The sequence below is a fragment of the Companilactobacillus sp. FL22-3 genome, from assembly GCF_054881455.1.
In genome coordinates, this window is sequence record NZ_JBTYYZ010000006.1 from 167,024 (window position 1) to 186,173 (window position 19,150).

The window sequence follows — 19,150 nt, forward strand, 5'->3', positions numbered from 1 at the left end:
ATCTTTACTTTGAACTGATGTTAGTTGCTATTTCCAAAAATTTGGATGATACTCAAGAACAAGTTAATGAAATCAAGTACCAAACTGATTGAAGCAACCAAAGCGATTGCACCTAAACTTTCTGAAGCAGAATATTGTTGGTAAATGCGTTTGATGTTTTGTGAATCAAAGGCAATATAGAACAAGAATAAAATGATGACCACAGCACTAGATAACATTAGTAAGGCTGAACTGTGGAAAATCAATAAGTTGATAGCTTCAACAACGATGATGGCAATCAAAGCAGTTAATAAGGTTCTGCTCCAAGATGTTAAATCTTTTTTAGTTACAAAACCGATAACGGCCGAAACCCCAAAAGCAGCTGATGTAACGAATAATGTTTGTACGATACTCTTAGCTGAGTAAAGGTAAAAGACTGGAACCCCGATCACCGATAAGGTAACGATGAAACCTATGTAACTTATAAAGGTCAATAAGTATGACTTTGTTGCTAAACGACTACTTAAGCCAATAAAAGCAAAGGGAACTCCAATCATTAAAATTAGCGAAATGATTCGGTGTTGAGCCATACCTTGGAAAATCATTTCTGATAGAGCTTGGTTGTTGGCAATCAATTGCGCACTAATGGTCCAAAGCGCGATTCCTAGTCCAGTATATAAATATACTAGAGATGTAAATCTCGCTAAACCAACAGATTTTACTTTATCTACAGATTGCATTTTTAATCCTCCTCAAATCTTATTAGAATAATTGTACAATAGAATAACATTATTTTGTAATTTGGGAAAGGGGACCGCTTAGTTTCTCAAATTGACCACTTAGACAAAATTCATATACAGCAGTCTTTGAAAGTGGTGTAATACAGTTATCGAAAAGGGGGTGGGTCGATGTGAAGATTCGTTTGGATATTGCACCTGAGTATCAAGAGAAAGAAATTGTTATCAGAGCAGCCCAAAATGATGCCGAAGTAACACAGTTGGTCGCTGGTCTTAAAGATATCGAAAATAGATTTAACCAGATCAATGGCTATATTGGTGAAACATTGTATTCATTAGCGCTTTCGGACATTCTGTTCTTTGAAACTAACGATCGAAACGTCTTTGCACATACGACTGATAATGCCTTTTTGATCCATTACCGGCTGTATGAATTAGAAGAAAACTTACCAGATAATTTTTTACGGATTTCTAAATCTTCAATTTTAAATATCAACGAAGTTTCTTCATTATCTCGTTCAGTAACTGGAAATCTAATCCAGTTTCGCGATTCATATAAGCAGATTTATGTGTCACGACGCTTTTTGAAAGAATTAAAAATGAAATTAAGTCAAAGGAGTTTGAAAAATGAAAAATAGAAATGGAATTTTCTGGGGTGTATTTCTACTTTTAAGTGCTGCTATTTTAGTTGTTAGTCAATTGCATTTAATCACCTATACATTCAGCTTTTGGACAATTGTGGCCACGATAATCCTGGTTGCCTTTTTGATTAAAAGCTTGGTTTATGTCGCAATACCTGGGGCAGTCTTTTCGACCGCCTTTCTAGCTATTCTCTATGCCAAACCATTGCATATCACAACTTTGGTACCATGGACCATCTTGGGGGCCGCATTGCTGATTTCAATTGGATTATCAATGATCTTTCGCCCGCTTTTAGCTCGTCGTCGCCCTTGGTTGAGAAAAAAATATTATCAACAGTATCAATGGAGCTCTAATAGAGGTAAAAGGTTTCAAGGTGTGGTTGATCCTGACATTGAGACGATGAATCAATCTGATATTGATATTTACGTCAAAATGGGCAGCAGTATTCGTTATGTGAAATCAGATGACTTTCATGAAGCTAATATCGACGTATCTATGGGCGATGCCAAAGTTTACTTCGATAACGTCCAAGTTCATGATTCAGCCGTAATCAATCTGGACGTTTCACTCGGTGGGATTGAATTGTACTTGCCCAAGACTTGGAATGTTGTCAAAAAGATCGATAATAACCTTGGTGGAGTCACTGAAGTAGGCTATCAAGATGTGACCGATTCGAGCCCAACAGTTATTGTTCAAGGATTGGTTTCTCTGTCCGGATTGAAGATTACTTATATTTAAATCCAATCTTTGCTTAGAACTTTTTATATAATGATAGGTTATTTCTCAATCCCACAAATTATGCTAATCTAATAGTCACAGGGGATAGGGAAACAACATGAACTTAACATTGAGAATATTTTTTCTACTATTAGAGAACAAACCATTAAAGAATAAAGAAATATCTGAAAAATTGAATACTAATATTCGAAACGTGCAGCGTATTATAGAAAATCTCAAGCTTGCTTTTGACGATAAGACTAACGTTTTGAATCGGCATTTTACCTTTAAAGAGGATGGGCGCTATCACACTGTCAGTCAAAATTTACTTTTAAAGGAAAATGAGATTTTATTGCTGACGAAAATTTTGGTTTCGAGTCGTTCGTTGAATGAAACTGAATTGCCAGAATTGATTGACAAATTGATCGATATGGTTGGCGTCGACAATCGTAAGGTGGTTAAAGATGCAGTTGCTAGCGAACGATTGACGCAAACTTTTATCGATGATACGAGCTTGCGCAAGGATAAGTTATGGGCCTTGCAACAAAATATTTCCAATAATGAAAAAATACGTTTCCAATATACTAATCATGAGGCACAAGAGGATGCTCAGACAGAAACGGTTGAGATTTCGCCTGTGCATACCTTTTTTGACAATTATTACTTCTTTTTAGTTGGCTTGGAGAAGGAAACCCATAAGTACGTAACTTATCGAATCGACTGGATGACCGATATAAAAGTTATTCACGTTAAAATAGCCGATGACTACAGTAAACGACCTAATCACGGTAGGGATGCGCAGTTGAATCTTTACGGATACCCAGGTAAAAAGACGCGGATCTATTTTGAATATTACGGATATATCGGTTATATCAGAGATAAGTTTCCGTCTTGCAAAGTTATTAAGAAGCTTGATCGGCCAAATCGTTTTCCGTTCTCGGTTAATTTGATTGAGATTGAGGTCAACTATTCTGACGGAGTAAAATTATGGCTATTGGGAGAGACGACCATTTTACGAGTTGTGAAACCCAAAGCTATCGCTGATGATATCAAGAAAACTCTATATGATACTTATCGTTTATATGACGATGAAAAAAAGCAATGATAATTTCATTGTTTTTTATTTTGCCCAGAAAGCGACACTAAGAAAGTTACGACACATAAAGTAGTTAAGGCTAGTCATAAGAAAGCCAAAGCTAACGGCAAAAAGCACCAAGCAGCTAAGTCGAACAGTAGTACTGAATTTTCTAATCAAAATTTTGTATCTACATATGAAGATGACATTTCGGGTATTTTCTTCAAAGGCAATCAATTTATTTGGGTTTATAACGAAATTACTAATGGGGATACTTCGGAATTAGTTTCAACTCAAGGTACATATTCGTATGATGCCAAATCGCAAATAGTGACATTGAATGTGGCAAATCAATCGAAGACATATATGGGTAAATCCAGTCAGTTATCACGTTATTATTATGAAAGCGTCAGTGCCTCTCCGGCTAATTCTAATTTGCAGCTAAAGTACAGTGCGGGCAATGAAGCTTCAATGACACCGCAAAATGGTAGTTTTGGAAGCAAGACGTTGCAAAGCATGGAATCTAATCAAATCTTGAGTTATGACTATGCCGTAAGTAAGTATAGCGTTCAAAAAGTTGATTCTTCCATGCAAAAGGGACGAAACACGATTAATAGTGCAGAAGAGCTTAAGAGATTCTTGCTTGATCATGATTTGATCACACTTAAAGATAACGTTAAAGTTGAAGCCTATAACGGTGGTGGTCAATTTGACGAATTTCGAGTGTATAGTCAACTAGATTATGGCGATGTTATCGGTGGCAAGGATGGAGTAGAACCTGAAAAGACAGTGAGTGCTAAATATTCAGTAGCCTTAGATACAGGTATGATGAGTGAAGTGTTTTTCTTAGGTAATGATAATAATATTTATCATGAAATGTTTAGTACAAGACCAGAAGTAGAATTAGCTCCGAATATAGATTCTGCTTACCACATGTATTACGGACAATGAGTCAAAGAAGAAAATGAAATGCAATTCGATTCAAAAGGTAATAAAGGTTTAGATAATATTTGTAAAAAATTTATTACATGAAATCTGATTATAAAAAAATCGAATTTAAAAAGAAAGAAAAAAACGTTGATGAGTCTGTATTCATCAACGTTTTTTTCGTAGGGGGAAGGATCATTAATTTTTATAGTAAGTGAATGTTATTTTCTTCGCATTTTTCACGTAAGTCTTCTGGCCAAACAGCAGCTTGAACTTCACCAACGTGAGCTTTGCCGAGCAATAACATACATAGACGTGATTGTCCGATACCACCACCGATTGTGTATGGTAATTCTCCAGCCAGTAACATTTTGTGGAATGGAAGGGATTCACGATCTTCAGCGTGAGCGATCTTCAATTGTTCTTTCATTGATTCTTCAGAAACTCTGATACCCATACTTGAGATTTCTAGAGCATGTTGTAGAGGCTCATACCAGAATAAGATATCACCGTTTAATTTCCAATCATCATAGTCAGGGGCACGGCCGTCATGACGTTTACCACTCTTCATAGCTCCTCCGATTTGCATTAAGAAGACACAACCGAGTTCTTTACAGATAGCGTCTTCACGTTCCTTAGGAGTTTTGTCAGGCCATCTATCTTCTAGTTCTTGGGTTGTAACGAAGTGAATTTCATCTGGTAAATGGTGGACAGCTTCAGGGAATTTATACCAAACTTCGTGCTCCATATGTTTGATAACTTTGAAGATTTGCTTAACGGTACTTTCCAAAGTTGCCGTTGTCCGTTCATCTTTAGCAATGATTTTTTCCCAATCCCATTGATCGACGTAGATTGAATGAATGTTATCAAGATCTTCATCTTTTCGGATAGCGTTCATGTTAGTGTAAATACCTTCATGCATTTCAAAGTGATAACGTTTCAAAGCCAGACGTTTCCATTTAGCAAGTGAGTGAACGATTTCGATAGTTTCACCTGGAATACCTTTCATTGTGAAAGAAACAGGGGATTCGACACCATTAAGATTATCATTTAGACCAGTACCTTTTTCGACCATCATAGGTGCAGATAGACGGGATAAATTTAGTTCCTTGCCAAATTCATCTTGAAAAGTTTCACGAATGTATTGAATAGCTTTTTGAGTTTCTTTAACAGATAATTTTGGATCGTAGTCCTTTGGTATAATCAAGTCCATAATATTTTCCTCCAATGTGTCGGCTGACCGGTCAACCGTCTTTAAATAAATGCAAAATAAAAAAGTCTTTCATCTCAATTATTAAGTTAATAATAATTGGGACGAAAGACTTTTCGCGGTACCACCCAAGTTGCCTATCTAAAATAGACCACCTCAATAAGAGCACTAGCATGCTCCACCGATGGTAACGTACCGGTTAACGTCTGAACTTACTTTGATTGCTCATTTTAGCCAGAAACATAAGAAAGTGTTATTCGGATTTATCATTTACCATTGGGTTCTCACCACTCCCAATTCACTGTCGGTATGAAAAATCGTACTCCTCTTTCTTGTCGTTTTTTATCTTGTGACACTTATATTAGCATTATTTTTTTAAAAGTAAACTATAAAATTTGAAAAGTGTTAATTTAAACTCGATTTATTAAACCGCCTTTAATGTAATGAAACGTAAATTTCTTTTCAAAATTAATTTCTATAGCTTGGAAAAGTCAGTATTAATCTATAATGTGAGAGAGAGAAGTTTAAGGCGGGGAAGTTATGAAAAAGTTTGAACTCACATCAAGAAATAAAATCATCATTTTATTATTAGGGTACTTTGTTGTGGCCGAGATTATGTACTTTACTTTTAAAAACGGCAGTATCTGGTTCGGCGATGATGTTTATTACCAATTTCAACGGATTCAAGGAATCAGCAAGTCTCTACAAGAAGGCCTGTATCCATCAATTTCGACCATCAATTTTGGAAAAATCAGTTATGCAGTCAATATCTTCTATCCTTGGGCAACCTTATTGCCATTTGCGGTAGTTTCGTTATTTGTTCATGATCCGATTTCAACTTATTATATGGCACTGTTCTTTTATTTCTTGGTGTCATTATTGATCAGCCATTATTCGATGTATCAGTTTTCCCACTCGCATTTACAAGCAATCCTATTTACCCTGATCTATAACTTCAGCACTTACCGCCTGATTGACTTATTGAGTCGGGCAGCTCTAGCTGAATATATAGCATCCATATTCTTACCGTTATGCTTTTTAGGATTTTATGAAACATTTTTCCGAGATTCAAGTAAGTGGTATTTGTTCGCCATAGGGTTTAGTGCCATTATTTTAACTCATGTGTTGACGACGTTTATGACCTTGTTGATTTTTATCGCCTTTTTAGTCTTAAATCTCTGGAAGATTAAACCTATCAAAGAGCGGGCTGTGGCGGTCAGTAAATCTATCGTTATAACGGTGCTTATAACGTCGTTATACACTGGACCATTTCTTATAGAGGAATTCTTCCAGAAATATCCTAAGGCTGATCCACAAATTTTAAGAGGACTTAAATTATCAGATTTTTTACAAGCAACACTAGTCAGCAATGCCAATCGAGCCTTTGATAATGGACTTTATAATCCAGGATTATTAGTTTTGGTGGCATTGATTTTGGGATTGCTATGTATTTTGAAGTTTGATCGACTGAATAAAGAAATATATTTAATGGGTGTGGTGACTTTTGTCATCTCGACTAATATTATTCCATGGCATTTTTTTCAAGATACCTTCTTATCCGTGATTCAATTCCCGTATCGCTGGTTGATCTTCTCAACGTTCTTTCTTGCAGTGAGTGGTTCAAAAGTGGTAATGCTCTTTATCTTGAGAAAAAGTAATTATTTTTCATGGAGTTTGGTTAGCATTTTAGGAATAGTCATGCTAGTTACTTGGTTAGGCTCTTTTTTAACTGCAATAAAGGGTGAGATGCTTTCAGATCCTAAACAGGTAATTAGTCAATCAATGATTCAAAAGAATCAGATTCCTGAATCATTACCCAATCAGTATGTGTATCAACCAAAAGAAACCGTTAAATATTTGTATTCCGTATTGGACCATCAAATATTTATAAATCGCAAAGTTGTTAGAAAAACGCCTAAAGCTGATCGTGGTACTAATGTGATAAATCTTGACAAATTGAAAAAAAACGAAGTAATCAACTTGCCAATGATCCGCTATCGTTTTAGCAACGTTTCAGTTAATGGCAAAACAGTTCATTTTTGGAAGAGTGCCAGAGGTACAATTGAATTTAAAATTAAGCAACAAAGCAAAAATAATCGAATCGTTGTTTCGTACGGCAGTAGGAAACTAAATATCAGTTTATTAATATTAACGGTGTTTGGTTGGTTGTTTATCGTGTTGGATATTTTTATTCAGAAACGTATTCGTATGATCGAAGAAATAATTATTTGAAAAGCGTAACTGACTTGAGTTTGAGATGAATTGAAGTTGTTAAAAATTTATTTCTTAATGACAATTATAAATTTCAGCAGAATTGCGGAGTTTTTTTTATCCAAGCATTAATTTGTTTCAAGTGCCAATAACCAACAACGGTGGTTTTATAAAAATAAAACTTGTCTATCAAATAATTATTTAATAACTAATATTTTAAGTTAATAAAAGTGTCGTCGTTCGGAAATAATCCTATTGACGAATCAACACTGCATTTGTATTATTAGTACAACAACTTTTAATTAAGTCCAGCGAGATTTAGAAAGTAATCACTTATGAAGAATAGACTTCTAAAGCAAACTTTCTCTGCCAACTGGCAAAGAAAGTTTTTTTAATATCATCGGCTAAAAGATTCTGCGGGATTTTTTAACCATAATTCTGAATTTTTAAACGGATCCAGAGAGGTCCCAAAGGTTCAGTCTAGTTCAATCTAATCAGACGAAAACTCTAGGGATGCTCACCAGCATCTCTTTTTATTTACTCAAATTTCTCAATTCGGAGGACAAACATGAAAAGATATTTAGTTTTTGAAGATGGAACTTACTTTGAAGGTACGGCATTTGGAGCTGATACTGAAACAATTGGTGAACTAGTTTTTACCACCGGCATGAGTGGCTATCAAGAAGCCATCACTGACCAGTCTTACAATGGACAAATCATTAATTTCTGTGCTCCAATGATTGGTAATTATGGAATTGCAAAGAAGTTTAATGAATCGGTTACGCCGACTATTAAAGGAGTTTTGGCTCGGGAAGTTAGCGACGTGGTCGGTAATTATCAGAGTGAAATGACCTTGGATGAATACCTGAAACAAGAAAATATTCCAGGGATTGCCCGAATTGATACGCGAGCCATTACTTTGAAAATCAGAAAGATGGGTGCCATCAAAGCCGCCATTGTTGACGAACTTAATTCCGGCTTGGTAGATGGAATTGCCGATTGGACAGTAGACGGCCCACAGCTTGATAAAAGTATTGCGACTGAAAAAAGAGCGATTCCAGGTAGTGGTAAGCATGTAGTAGTCCTCGATTTTGGATACAAGGAAAGTATCATCTCTGAATTAACCAAGCGGTCTTTAAAAGTTACGATCGTTCCAGGGAATACTTCAGTTAAAGAAATTGAAAACTTAAAACCAGATGGAATCTTGTTAAGTAATGGACCTGGAGATCCGACTGATCACGAAGATATTTTGCCTGCAATCGTTGAACTCGAGAAACGTTATCCGGTGTTTGGAATTTGTATGGGTCATCAATTACTTTGCCTCGCTAATGGTGCCAAAACTTTTAAGATGAAGTTTGGTCATCGCGGTTTTAATCATCCGGTGAAAGATTTAGCAACTGGCCGAATTTACTTTACTTCTCAAAATCATGGTTATGCAGTTGACAAAGATTCAGTTGCACAAACGGATTTGAAGATCACTCAAGTTGAATTGAATGATCAAACTGTTGAAGGAGTTGAGCATACGAAATACGATGCCTTTTCTGTTCAGTTCCACCCAGATGCTAAGCCAGGTCCTCACGATGCAGACTTCTTGTTTAATAAATTCTGGAACATGATCAATAAATAGTTGGAGGAAAATACATTGCCAAAGAGAACAGATCTTAAAAAAATTATGATTATCGGTTCGGGTCCAATTATTATTGGTCAAGCTGCCGAATTTGATTATTCTGGTACCCAAGCTTGTTTAGCTTTAAAAGAAGAAGGCTATGAAACAGTCTTGATAAATTCCAATCCGGCTACGATCATGACGGATAAACATATCGCTGACAAAGTGTATATTGAACCAATCACCTTAGAGTTTGTGGAAAAAGTACTTGTTAAAGAACATCCTGATGCTATTATTCCTACTTTAGGTGGTCAAACGGGCTTGAATATGGCGGTCCAACTTCAGGAAGCCGGTATATTGGACCAACTAGATATTGAAATCATTGGGACAAAGTTAAATACCATCAATCAAGCCGAAGACCGAGAAGAATTTAAGGAATTGATGAATCAATTACATGAACCAGTTCCTGCTTCACAGTCGGCTCACAGTTACAAAGTAGCAAAGAAGTTTGTAGATGAGATTGGCTTTCCAGTAATAATCCGACCAGCTTTTACCATGGGTGGAACTGGTGGTGGAGTTGCTCATGATTATCAAGAATTGGAAGAAATCGTTGAACGTGGGTTAAAAGCTTCACCATCGACAGAAGTTTTAATTGAACAAAGTATTGCTGGTTACAAGGAAATTGAATTTGAAGTTATGCGAGACAGTGCGGATAATGCTTTAGCCGTCTGCAATATGGAAAATATTGATCCTGTAGGGATTCATACCGGTGATTCAATGGTTATTTCACCAATTCAAACTTTAACTGACGATGAGGTTCAAAAATTACGTGATGTTTCATTGAAAATTATTCGAGCTTTGAAAATCGAAGGCGGCTGTAACGTTCAATTAGCAATCGATACTAAGACCAGCGACTATTTCATTATTGAAGTTAATCCCCGGGTTAGCCGTTCGTCCGCATTAGCTTCCAAAGCTACAGGTTATCCGATTGCCAAAATTGCCGCAAAGATTGCTGTTGGCTTAACTCTTGATGAAATTATCAACCCCATCACTGGGAAAACTTTTGCTCAGTTTGAACCCGCATTGGATTATGTTGTTTGCAAAATCCCTCGTTGGCCATTTGATAAATTTTCAAAAGCTGATCGCACCATTGGAACACAGATGAAAGCTACTGGTGAAGTCATGGCCTTAGGTAGAAATATCGAGGAGGCTCTTCAAAAAGCCGTTCGTTCTTTGGAAATCGACCAGAGTGATCTGATTATGGATTCCCTTAGTGAAAAATCATTGGAAGAGTTGGAAGAATACGTCAAAACACCAACAGATGATCGATTATTCTATTTGGCAGAATTGTTGCGGCGCAATGTTTCCTATGAAACTATCAAACAATTAACGGCGATTAATCCATTCTTTTTAGCCAAAATCAAAAATATCGTTGCTTATGAGAAGGTTTTGACCAATGGAACTTTGGACAAAGATATCGTTTTGGAGGCTAAAAAATTAGGCTACTCTGATAAGACGATTGCTCGATTGAATAATCTCGATGAAGACATTATTCGCCATTTCCGTCTGCAAAGTAATATTTTGCCAACTTATAAAACCGTCGATACTTGTGCTGGTGAATTTGAAGCGACTGCACCTTACTTCTACAGTACTTACGAAACTGAAAACGAATCAGCTCAAATGTCTGAAAAGTCAGTCTTGATTCTTGGTTCAGGTCCTATCCGAATTGGACAAGGAATTGAGTTCGATTATTCAACGGTTCATTGTGTTCAAGCAGTTCAACAAATGGGTTACAAAGCCATTGTTATCAACAATAACCCTGAAACAGTGTCAACTGATTACTCAGTAGCAGATAAATTGTACTTTGAACCTTTGACTTTGGAAGATGTCTTGAATGTTTCTGATATTGAAAAGCCAATCGGAGCTATCGTGCAATTTGGTGGTCAAACCTCTGTCAATTTGGCTCAACCACTTGAAGACAGTGGAATTAAGATTTTGGGTACACAAGTTGCAGATATCAACCGTGCAGAAGACCGTGACTTATTTGATCAAATTATTAAAAAATTAGCTATTCCTCAACCTGCTGGTGGAACTGCCACATCTCAAGCTGAAGCTATTTCAGTGGCTCACAAGATCGGTTATCCAGTCTTGATTCGTCCTAGCTACGTTTTGGGTGGACGTGCTATGGAAATTGTTCGTTCCGATGAAGAATTGAATAAGTATATGACAGAGGCAGTTCATGTTTCTAATGATCATCCGGTCTTAATTGATACTTATTTGACAGGACGTGAGTGTGAAATTGATGCCTTAAGCGATGGCGAGAATGTTTTACTACCAGGAATTATTGAACATATTGAAAGATCAGGAGTCCATTCTGGAGATTCGATGGCTGTTTATCCACCACAGAATATTTCTGATGAAGTTCAAGGCCAAATTGTTAAGTACGCTAAACTATTGGCAAAAGAACTAAAATGTATTGGGATTATGAACGTTCAATTTGTTATTCACGACAATCAAGCATATGTAATCGAGGTCAACCCCCGTGCCAGCCGAACAGTGCCATTCTTGAGTAAAGTTACCGGTATTCAAATGGCAAGGATCGCTACCAAACTGATCTTAGGAGCAGATTTCAATAGTCTAGGATTAGAGCCAGGTTTGGAACCAGAATCACGTTTGATACATGTCAAAGCACCAACATTCTCTTTCAATAAACTGAATAATGTCGACAGTGCTTTGGGACCAGAGATGAAGTCCAATGGTGAAGTCATGGGAACTGGTTTGAATTATACGGAAGCTCTGTACAAAGCTTTTGAAGCTACTAATCAGCATATTAAAGAAGCTGGGAATGTCTTGATCACAGTCAATGATAATGATAAACAAGAAGCCAGTGTTTTAGCCCGCCGCTTCCATGAAGTTGGTTTCCAGATCTTGGCCACGAAAGGAACAGCCGCATATTTGAATAAACAAGGAATTGCCGCCAAAGTAGTTCCAACAGTTGGCAAGTCAGAAAAAGATATTATTTATTACTTGAGTAATAATAAGATTCAGTTATTGATCAATACCTTGGGTGAGAGTCGTGGTAATCAATCAGATGGATACATTATTCGTCAAAATGCGATTTTGAATTCAGTACCACTTTATACTTCCCTTGATACGGCTAACGCCATTGTTAAAGTTTTGGAAAAACGTTTCATCAGCGTTAATTCTTTATAGTGATACAAAAATAGCATCCCTTTATGGGGTGCTTTTTTTGTGCTGTTGTAATTGTTCAATTGTAAACATAGATAATTAAGCAAAACCACTTTGATTGCTTTTTCTATAGTTATTAGAAATATATAACGAATGACAGAAATAAAATAGTACTTGTGGCGGAGTGTTGCCGCACCTCAGCTATTTTATTAAAGGTTATAAGGTGTTTTTTGTTTTGATGGAAAGCTCACAACTTTAGCATAGAATGTGTGCAAAAAAATTAACTTGTAACTGTGTAAAGTGTGTACGTGAGTCAAATGAAGCCATTAGATCAGCGTTTTGCGAAATTGGCACGCTAATTGCTTATATAAGAGTGTAAGGATAAACAGGAAGTGATGTTATGAAAGTTGTATTAATCAGTCATAGTAATATGGCGGTAGGAATGAAGCAAACATTAAACATGATTATTGGGGATGATAAAAATGTTCTTGCATTTGCAGCATATGTAAATGGAAGTACTGATGAAATTGAAAAAGTAAAAAAAATGGTGGAAACGGAAAAAGAGCAGTTTATTATTTTGACTGATTTGTTAGGTGGAAGTGTTAACAACGAAATGATGCAACTATTAGAAAATAACAATAATGTCAAATTAGTTACTGGAATGAATTTACCTTTGGCAATGCAATTACAATTAAAATTAAGTACAACTGATAAATTATCAGATAAAGAACTGGCGGAAATTATTGATGAAAGTAAAAATGCATTAGCAAATGTAAAAAAATTATTAGTAGAAAAGAGGATGAGTGAAGATGATCAAGTTTTGTAGAATAGATCACCGTTTATTACACGGACAAGTTATTTTTTCCTGGACTAAGTCAGAAGGTATCGAAAGAATAATCGTTATTGATGATACTGCTGCTAATGACGAATTCAAAAAGATGTTTTTGAGTTTATCGAAACCGACCGGTGTGAAATTGAATATTTTCTCTGTAGATACTGCGATTAAAAACATTCCGAAAATAAAAAAATTACCGGAAAGAGTCATGTTAATTTTTGGGAATACAGATTCAACACTGGCATTTATTAAAGAATATAAGGATGTAAAAGAAATAAATTATGGAGGGATTCCAGAAAAAGAAGGTTCAAAAAAATTCAGCAATACTATTTCTCTAACCGATAAAGATATTGAGAACTCAAAGAAACTTAGTGATATGGGAATAGTTTTATACATGCAACAAATTCCAACAACTAAAAGAGAACCATTGAACGACAAAATATAAAGTAGGGAGTGAAAGCAATGTTATATAAAGCGCTGATATTAGGAATTATTGGTATTATCGTTGTTTGGGATTCACGACTATTTGGAAGACTAAATGTTGAACAGCCATTGATAGCCAGTACGTTAGTCGGTATCGCACTGGGTGATGTAACAAAGGGGTTAATGGTTGGTGCGACACTAGAATTAATCTCTCTTGGATTAGTTAATGTTGGTGCTGCCGCACCACCAGATATGGCTATGGGATCTATTATAGCTTCAGCATTTTCAATCTTATCTGGTGCTTCAGCTCAAACGGCCTTAACGATTGCCATCCCTATTGCCGTCTTAGGACAGATGTTAGGAATCGTTATAAGAATGGGAATGTCATCTTTTAATGTTATGGCAAATAAATATATTGATAAGGGTAAATTCAAATCAGTGACAAATTTACACATTATTTGGGGACTTGGACTTTATGCAATAAGTTACTTTATTCCAATTTTTATAGCAATTTATTTTGGAACTGGACTAGTTAAAAGTATCGTGGCAGTCATCCCAGATTGGTTAACGAACGGATTGACTGTTGCCAGTGCTGTACTTCCTGCATATGGTTTTGCATTGTTACTCTCAACGATGCTCTCTAAAAAAATGGCACCTTACTTTTTTATAGGATTTTTAATTACGGCGTATGCAAGTACTAGTGTTACAGGTGTAGCTCTATTCGCAATACTTATAGCAATTATATTGGATCAAATCATTTATAAAAACAAACCATCTTCAAATGACGACTCATTAGATTCCCTATAGAAAGAAGGTAAATTTATGTCAGATGATAAAGTTATAAAAGACGTAGCTGTTAAGAAAGAAAATAATAAAAAATATTGGCAATTCTTCTGGCGCTCATGGGCTATTCAAGCTTCATGGAACTACGAGCGTCAAATGAATTTAGGCTTTTTGTATGGAATAGCACCAACTTTGAATCGGATATACAAAGATCCTAAAGACATTGATAAAAAGAAAGCAGCGTATAAGAGACACTTAGCTTTTTATAACTGTACGCCACAAACCTCTGCTTTTGTTTTAGGACTTTCTGCACCAATGGAAGAGCAATTGGCAAAGAACCCTGATGATTTTGATCCTGAGTCAATTGCTGCTGTTAAATCAAGTTTGATGGGTCCATTGTCAGGTATTGGTGACTCATTTTTTCAAGGAACAATTAAAGTTTTAGCATTTGGACTAGGTATAAATTTTGCTCAAAAAGGTAATATTTTAGGACCAATTCTGGCTTTGCTTATTTGTTTAGTACCAGCATGGTTAGTGACTTGGTATGGAGCAAAGTGGGGTTACACGGCCGGTAATCAATTTTTAGCCAAATTAAATTCTGAAGGTGCTATGGACAGAGTCATGTTTATAGCTGGTGTAGTTGGATTAATGGTAATTGGCTCTATGGTAGCAAGTATGATCCCATTAACAACTCCATTGCATATGGGTACAACTTTTAAATTGCAGTCAACATTGAATACGATAATGCCTAAAATGATTCCGATCGGTTTGACAATGCTCATGTATTGGTTGATTCAAAAGAAAGTTAAAACAGGATGGATTTTAGCCATTTGTATTATCGGTGGTGTTGTAGCAAGCGTTCTAGGAATTCTTAAAGCATAAAAAGCAAATTGAGAGAGGAAGAATAATTTATGTTTGATTCAAGCTAGAGGAATGAAATTAACAGGTCAATTGCAAAATCAAACAGTACAAAAACTAGGAGGAATTTTATTATGTTATCACCAAAAGAAATCGTAGCTAAAATTTTTAAGGAAGAATCAAATATTGAAAATGTAATGTTTGTCGGTTGTGGCGCTTCAATGGCAGACTTGTACCCAGCAAAGTATTTCTTGGAAAAGAACGCCAAGAAACTTAGAGTCAGTCTTTCAACAGCAAACGAATTTAATTATGATACTCCAGCATCATTAGGTAAAACTTCCATTGTCATTGTTGCTTCTCTTGGTGGTACAACACCAGAATCAGTGGAAGCAACTAAAGTTGCAAGTAAAGCAGGTGCACATGTAATCTCAGTTACAAATTCAGAAGGATCTCCATTAACTGAAGCCGCAGAATTCGTAATTGTCCATGGATTCCATGAGAGTTATGCAGCTAAGACAGCTAAGATGAAGAATGTTTTAATCTTGGCAGTTGAAATTCTCCAAGCTAGTGAAAAATATGAACATTATGATGAAATGATGGATGCATTGGGTAAGATTGATAATTTAATCAATGAATCTGTTAAATCAGTAACACCATCAGCTAAGATTTTTGCGGAAAAATATAAGAATGACAAATTAATTTATGTATTGTCCAGTGGTGCAACATACGACGTTGCTTATTCCACAGCTAGTTTCTTGTTTATGGAAATGCAATGGATTGCAGCTCCAACATTAAATTCAGGTGAATATTTCCATGGCCCATTTGAAATGACAGAGAAAGATGTCCCATATTTATTGTTTATGAATGACGGACCTACACGTCATTTGGATGCACGTGCCTTAACTTTCCTACAAAGATTTGATGCCAAGGTAACTACTATTGACGCAAAGGATTATGGTTTAGCTTCAATTGCATCAGATAATGTGATAGATTATTTGAACCCAATGCTAATAACAGGGGTAATGCGTGTCTATGCTGAGGAATTAGCAATTGCCAGAAACCATCCATTAACAAAACGTCGTTATATGTGGAAACTGGAATACTAATTATTCTTAGAAGTTCAAAGCGGATTGACAATACTGTCAACCCGTTTTTGTGCATATATTATTTAATTAGGAGGTCCATATGCCAGAGAATAAAATTGAAAAATATTTAGATAAAATTTCAAAGAATGCTTTAGACGATCGTAACTTTAAAATATTGGAGACGTATAGTATTTCACAAAAAATCAAATTGTCTCGAAGCACGGTTAGTCGATACTTAAATGCTGGCTATGATCGAGGCGTTTTTGCTAAGATTCAAACGCATCCGGTTAAATATATATCAGTTAAGGTATTAAAAGATTACTTTAAAAATGTCGAGTTAAATTATGATAACATTGATTCCTTGTTAGATTCCGCTAGGAAGCATTCAGTAGATAATGGGGATATTTTTAGAGGCGTGATTGGGTCAGATGGAAGTTTAATCAATCAGATTGAAGAGATAAAAACTGCAACTCTATACCCTGGAAAAGGATTACCTATAATGTTGATGGGACCTAGTGGATCTGGGAAAACTTTTTTAGCTCGTAAAATATATGATTATTGTTTACAAAAGAATTTAGTCGGTAAATCAGCTAAGTTTCAATCTCTAAATTGTGCTCAATATTTTAATAATCCTGAACTATTATCTAGTATATTATTTGGATACACAAAAGGTGCCTTTACTGGAGCTTACCAAGATACTCCAGGATTGATAGAAAATGCTGATGGAGGGATTCTTTTTTTAGATGAAGTTCACAGATTAACTCAAAGTGGACAGGAAAAGCTATTTTCGTTTATGGATACAGGTATGTATTCTCCAATTGGAAATGATAGTATTAAGCACAAAGCAAACGTTAGATTAATATTTGCTACAACCGAGAAATTGGATTCGACTTTTTTGCCCACGTTTGTTAGACGTATACCAGTTATAATTAATATTCCTAGTTTCAGTGCAAGACCACAAAATGAAAAAGTGCAACTTATTGATTATTTTTTTATGAATGAAAGTAGGGTATTAAAGAAAAAACTAAGTGTTTCTAATCAATTAATCAATGTATTAGCCTCTGCCGATATGGAAGGCAACATTGGGAAATTAAAAAATATCATCAAATACTCGAGTGGAAATGCTTATGCGAAGTCAGGTAATTTATCAAATATAAAAATTAATTTGTCTAATATTCCCGCCAATTATTATCAGAATTTACTGAACTATAAAGGCTTTGAAAGCGAGTCTGCTGATAACGTAAATTATGATTATCAAAATGGAAAATTGCCGCACCATTCAAATCAAATAATTAGTATTATGAAAAGTCTTTATGGAGATACGATCGATCATTTTTGGAACTATTTAAATAACAGGATGAATAAACAACAGTTCTTAAATCATATAAATAAAAACGTAGATATGCTGTTTGATAGCATACTATTTAATACTAAATATAAAAGTCACAATGACTCGGAATATGAATTTCTCATATATCAAATAAAGTCAGTATTTGATTTTATGGAATCAAGTTATGGTTACCCTAAAGATGGAAATCAAATTTTAGCTATAGCCACATTACTAAGATCCAAGAATTTGCAATCAGTTTTAAATGAGAATGAAATATGGAATCATAATAAGGGTCAAATTATGAATGAATTACAGCGTAATTTTAATCAATCATATCAAATCGCCTCTAAAATACTATTGTTACTTTCTAATAAAATGGAAAGGGATATCTTAGAGGAAGATATTTTGATGGTTACTTTATATGTCTCAAAAAATAAAAGCAATAGTTCAAATCGCTTTTTACATGCAGTAGTAGTTGCACATGGATATTCAACTGCCAGTAGCTTGGCAAATGTCGCCAATAGAATTTTAAAGAACAATATTTTCCAATCAATTGATATGCCAATTGATACAACGAGTAAGGATATTGAAACTAAATTGGTTGATTATGTTAATACGGTTAATATTGATAAAGGATTAATTCTATTAATAGATATGGGATCCCTTAAACAAATTGGAAATAGTATTAATGAAAAATTAAATGTTCCAATTTTAATGATTGATCACGTATCAACTCCACTTGTCTTAAATGTTGGAACTTTGATCCTTCAGAATAAGGGATTGAGTGATATTAGAAGCAGCGTTGATGAGAATAATATAGTCAGCAGTGAGCTACTTTTACCTCACAAAAAGCAAAAAAAGGCCATAATTACTTGTTGTCACTCTGGTTTAGGCAGCGCTGTTCAAATTCAAGAAATAATAAAAAATACTTTAAAAAAATTCAATGTTGATATCGAAGTATTGCCCTATGATTTTAATAAATTGTCAAAGAATAAACAGAATGAATTACCATTTGAACTGTATGATGTTATTGCAATTGTGGGGACGGCTAACCCTAATATTGGAGGGATACCATATTTATCATTAGATGGTCTTTTGTCAGGGGAACATATTGATCAATTGATACGGATATTAAGTAATACTAAGTCTATTGATTATTCTGAATTGAAAAATGAATTACTAATGAATTTTACAATGAAACGGATGATCTCCAGTATAACGATACTCGATCCTAATAGTTTAATAAAAATTGCAGACAAGACAGTTTCTAAAATGGAAAAATTATTGAATAAAGAATTTGAAACTAATAAAAGAGTATTGTTAATAATTCACGAATCAGGAATGGTTGAACGTTTAGTTAGAAATGAGAAGGTTGATGTACAAATAGATTTGAACAATTTTATTGCTTCTCATCAAAAGATGTTTGATTTAATTCACCAAGCAATGATACCAATAGAGGAACATTATAATGTGAAAGTAAACGATGAAGAAATTAGATTAGTTATGGAAATAATTTTGGGAGATGATTGACTCAAATATATGA

At 35.1% G+C, this 19,150-nt stretch carries 15 protein-coding genes and 1 other annotated feature; of the genes, 13 read left to right on the top strand and 2 right to left on the bottom strand.

Annotated elements, in window-relative coordinates:
* Window positions 1-20: 20 nt before the first annotated feature.
* On the bottom strand, window positions 21-719 hold the full coding sequence (locus ACYT32_RS07215) for a Bax inhibitor-1/YccA family protein (RefSeq protein WP_395265275.1): 699 nt from the start codon (window positions 717-719) through the stop codon (window positions 21-23).
* A gap of 170 nt (window positions 720-889) precedes the next feature.
* Here ACYT32_RS07215 and ACYT32_RS07220 point away from each other — a divergent pair, with 170 nt between their 5' ends.
* The 4 genes from ACYT32_RS07220 (at window position 890) to ACYT32_RS07235 (ending at window position 4,101) form a co-directional block, all read left to right on the top strand.
* The gene (locus tag ACYT32_RS07220) at window positions 890-1,354 is read left to right on the top strand and encodes a LytTR family DNA-binding domain-containing protein (RefSeq protein ID WP_395265274.1); all 465 of its coding nucleotides are present in this window, start codon (window positions 890-892) and stop codon (window positions 1,352-1,354) included.
* The gene (locus ACYT32_RS07225) at window positions 1,344-2,096 is read left to right on the top strand and encodes a LiaF transmembrane domain-containing protein (RefSeq protein WP_395265273.1); all 753 of its coding nucleotides are present in this window, start codon (window positions 1,344-1,346) and stop codon (window positions 2,094-2,096) included. Before ACYT32_RS07220 ends, ACYT32_RS07225 begins: the two co-directional genes overlap by 11 nt.
* A gap of 97 nt (window positions 2,097-2,193) precedes the next feature.
* The gene (locus tag ACYT32_RS07230) at window positions 2,194-3,180 is read left to right on the top strand and encodes a helix-turn-helix transcriptional regulator (protein WP_461793385.1); all 987 of its coding nucleotides are present in this window, start codon (window positions 2,194-2,196) and stop codon (window positions 3,178-3,180) included.
* Between the two features lie 312 nt (window positions 3,181-3,492).
* The gene (locus ACYT32_RS07235) at window positions 3,493-4,101 is read left to right on the top strand and encodes a hypothetical protein (RefSeq protein WP_395265271.1); all 609 of its coding nucleotides are present in this window, start codon (window positions 3,493-3,495) and stop codon (window positions 4,099-4,101) included.
* A gap of 181 nt (window positions 4,102-4,282) precedes the next feature.
* Here the strand turns inward: ACYT32_RS07235 and asnA are convergent, their stop codons facing one another.
* Window positions 4,283-5,290, bottom strand: coding sequence for an aspartate--ammonia ligase (gene asnA, locus ACYT32_RS07240; protein WP_395265270.1), 1,008 nt, complete (start codon window positions 5,288-5,290; stop codon window positions 4,283-4,285).
* A 94-nt stretch (window positions 5,291-5,384) separates the two neighbouring features.
* Window positions 5,385-5,632, bottom strand: a binding site (T-box leader).
* A gap of 195 nt (window positions 5,633-5,827) precedes the next feature.
* Here asnA and ACYT32_RS07245 point away from each other — a divergent pair.
* The 9 genes from ACYT32_RS07245 (at window position 5,828) to ACYT32_RS07285 (ending at window position 19,137) form a co-directional block, all read left to right on the top strand.
* Window positions 5,828-7,519, top strand: coding sequence for a hypothetical protein (locus ACYT32_RS07245; RefSeq protein WP_395265269.1), 1,692 nt, complete (start codon window positions 5,828-5,830; stop codon window positions 7,517-7,519).
* Window positions 7,520-8,066: 547 nt separating this feature from the next.
* Window positions 8,067-9,125, top strand: a complete 1,059-nt coding sequence (locus ACYT32_RS07250; RefSeq protein ID WP_395265268.1) for a carbamoyl phosphate synthase small subunit — start codon at window positions 8,067-8,069, stop codon at window positions 9,123-9,125.
* Between the two features lie 15 nt (window positions 9,126-9,140).
* Window positions 9,141-12,317, top strand: a complete 3,177-nt coding sequence (carB, locus tag ACYT32_RS07255) for a carbamoyl-phosphate synthase large subunit (protein WP_395265267.1) — start codon at window positions 9,141-9,143, stop codon at window positions 12,315-12,317.
* Between the two features lie 376 nt (window positions 12,318-12,693).
* Entirely contained in the window at window positions 12,694-13,119 is a 426-nt protein-coding gene (locus ACYT32_RS07260) for a PTS sugar transporter subunit IIA (RefSeq protein ID WP_395265266.1), read from the top strand.
* The gene (locus ACYT32_RS07265) at window positions 13,103-13,573 is read left to right on the top strand and encodes a PTS sugar transporter subunit IIB (RefSeq protein ID WP_395265429.1); all 471 of its coding nucleotides are present in this window, start codon (window positions 13,103-13,105) and stop codon (window positions 13,571-13,573) included. Before ACYT32_RS07260 ends, ACYT32_RS07265 begins: the two co-directional genes overlap by 17 nt.
* A gap of 17 nt (window positions 13,574-13,590) precedes the next feature.
* Window positions 13,591-14,358, top strand: coding sequence for a PTS mannose/fructose/sorbose/N-acetylgalactosamine transporter subunit IIC (locus ACYT32_RS07270; RefSeq protein ID WP_395265265.1), 768 nt, complete (start codon window positions 13,591-13,593; stop codon window positions 14,356-14,358).
* Window positions 14,359-14,373: 15 nt separating this feature from the next.
* Complete coding sequence (locus ACYT32_RS07275; RefSeq protein ID WP_395265264.1) at window positions 14,374-15,216, top strand: PTS system mannose/fructose/sorbose family transporter subunit IID; 843 nt, start codon at window positions 14,374-14,376, stop codon at window positions 15,214-15,216.
* 110 nt (window positions 15,217-15,326) lie between these two features.
* Window positions 15,327-16,298 carry an SIS domain-containing protein gene (locus tag ACYT32_RS07280; RefSeq protein ID WP_395265262.1) on the top strand — a complete coding sequence of 324 codons (972 nt, stop codon included), beginning with the start codon at window positions 15,327-15,329 and terminating at the stop codon, window positions 16,296-16,298.
* Between the two features lie 79 nt (window positions 16,299-16,377).
* Window positions 16,378-19,137 (top strand): sigma 54-interacting transcriptional regulator, encoded by a 2,760-nt coding sequence (locus ACYT32_RS07285; protein WP_395265261.1) that lies wholly within the window; start codon window positions 16,378-16,380, stop codon window positions 19,135-19,137.
* Window positions 19,138-19,150: the final 13 nt, after the last annotated feature.

What these genes read in the sequence shown, in the direction of transcription:
- ACYT32_RS07275 (WP_395265264.1), top strand. Translation starts at nt 14,374, where the DNA reads ATGTCAGATGATAAAGTTATAAAAGACGTAGCTGTTAAGAAAGAAAAT.
- ACYT32_RS07280 (WP_395265262.1), top strand. Translation starts at nt 15,327, where the DNA reads ATGTTATCACCAAAAGAAATCGTAGCTAAAATTTTTAAGGAAGAATCA.
- asnA (WP_395265270.1), bottom strand. Translation starts at nt 5,290, where the DNA reads ATGGACTTGATTATACCAAAGGACTACGATCCAAAATTATCTGTTAAA.
- ACYT32_RS07260 (WP_395265266.1), top strand. Translation starts at nt 12,694, where the DNA reads ATGAAAGTTGTATTAATCAGTCATAGTAATATGGCGGTAGGAATGAAG.
- ACYT32_RS07245 (WP_395265269.1), top strand. Translation starts at nt 5,828, where the DNA reads ATGAAAAAGTTTGAACTCACATCAAGAAATAAAATCATCATTTTATTA.
- ACYT32_RS07250 (WP_395265268.1), top strand. Translation starts at nt 8,067, where the DNA reads ATGAAAAGATATTTAGTTTTTGAAGATGGAACTTACTTTGAAGGTACG.
- ACYT32_RS07225 (WP_395265273.1), top strand. Translation starts at nt 1,344, where the DNA reads ATGAAAAATAGAAATGGAATTTTCTGGGGTGTATTTCTACTTTTAAGT.
- ACYT32_RS07285 (WP_395265261.1), top strand. Translation starts at nt 16,378, where the DNA reads ATGCCAGAGAATAAAATTGAAAAATATTTAGATAAAATTTCAAAGAAT.
- ACYT32_RS07265 (WP_395265429.1), top strand. Translation starts at nt 13,103, where the DNA reads ATGATCAAGTTTTGTAGAATAGATCACCGTTTATTACACGGACAAGTT.
- ACYT32_RS07215 (WP_395265275.1), bottom strand. Translation starts at nt 719, where the DNA reads ATGCAATCTGTAGATAAAGTAAAATCTGTTGGTTTAGCGAGATTTACA.
- ACYT32_RS07230 (WP_461793385.1), top strand. Translation starts at nt 2,194, where the DNA reads ATGAACTTAACATTGAGAATATTTTTTCTACTATTAGAGAACAAACCA.
- ACYT32_RS07270 (WP_395265265.1), top strand. Translation starts at nt 13,591, where the DNA reads ATGTTATATAAAGCGCTGATATTAGGAATTATTGGTATTATCGTTGTT.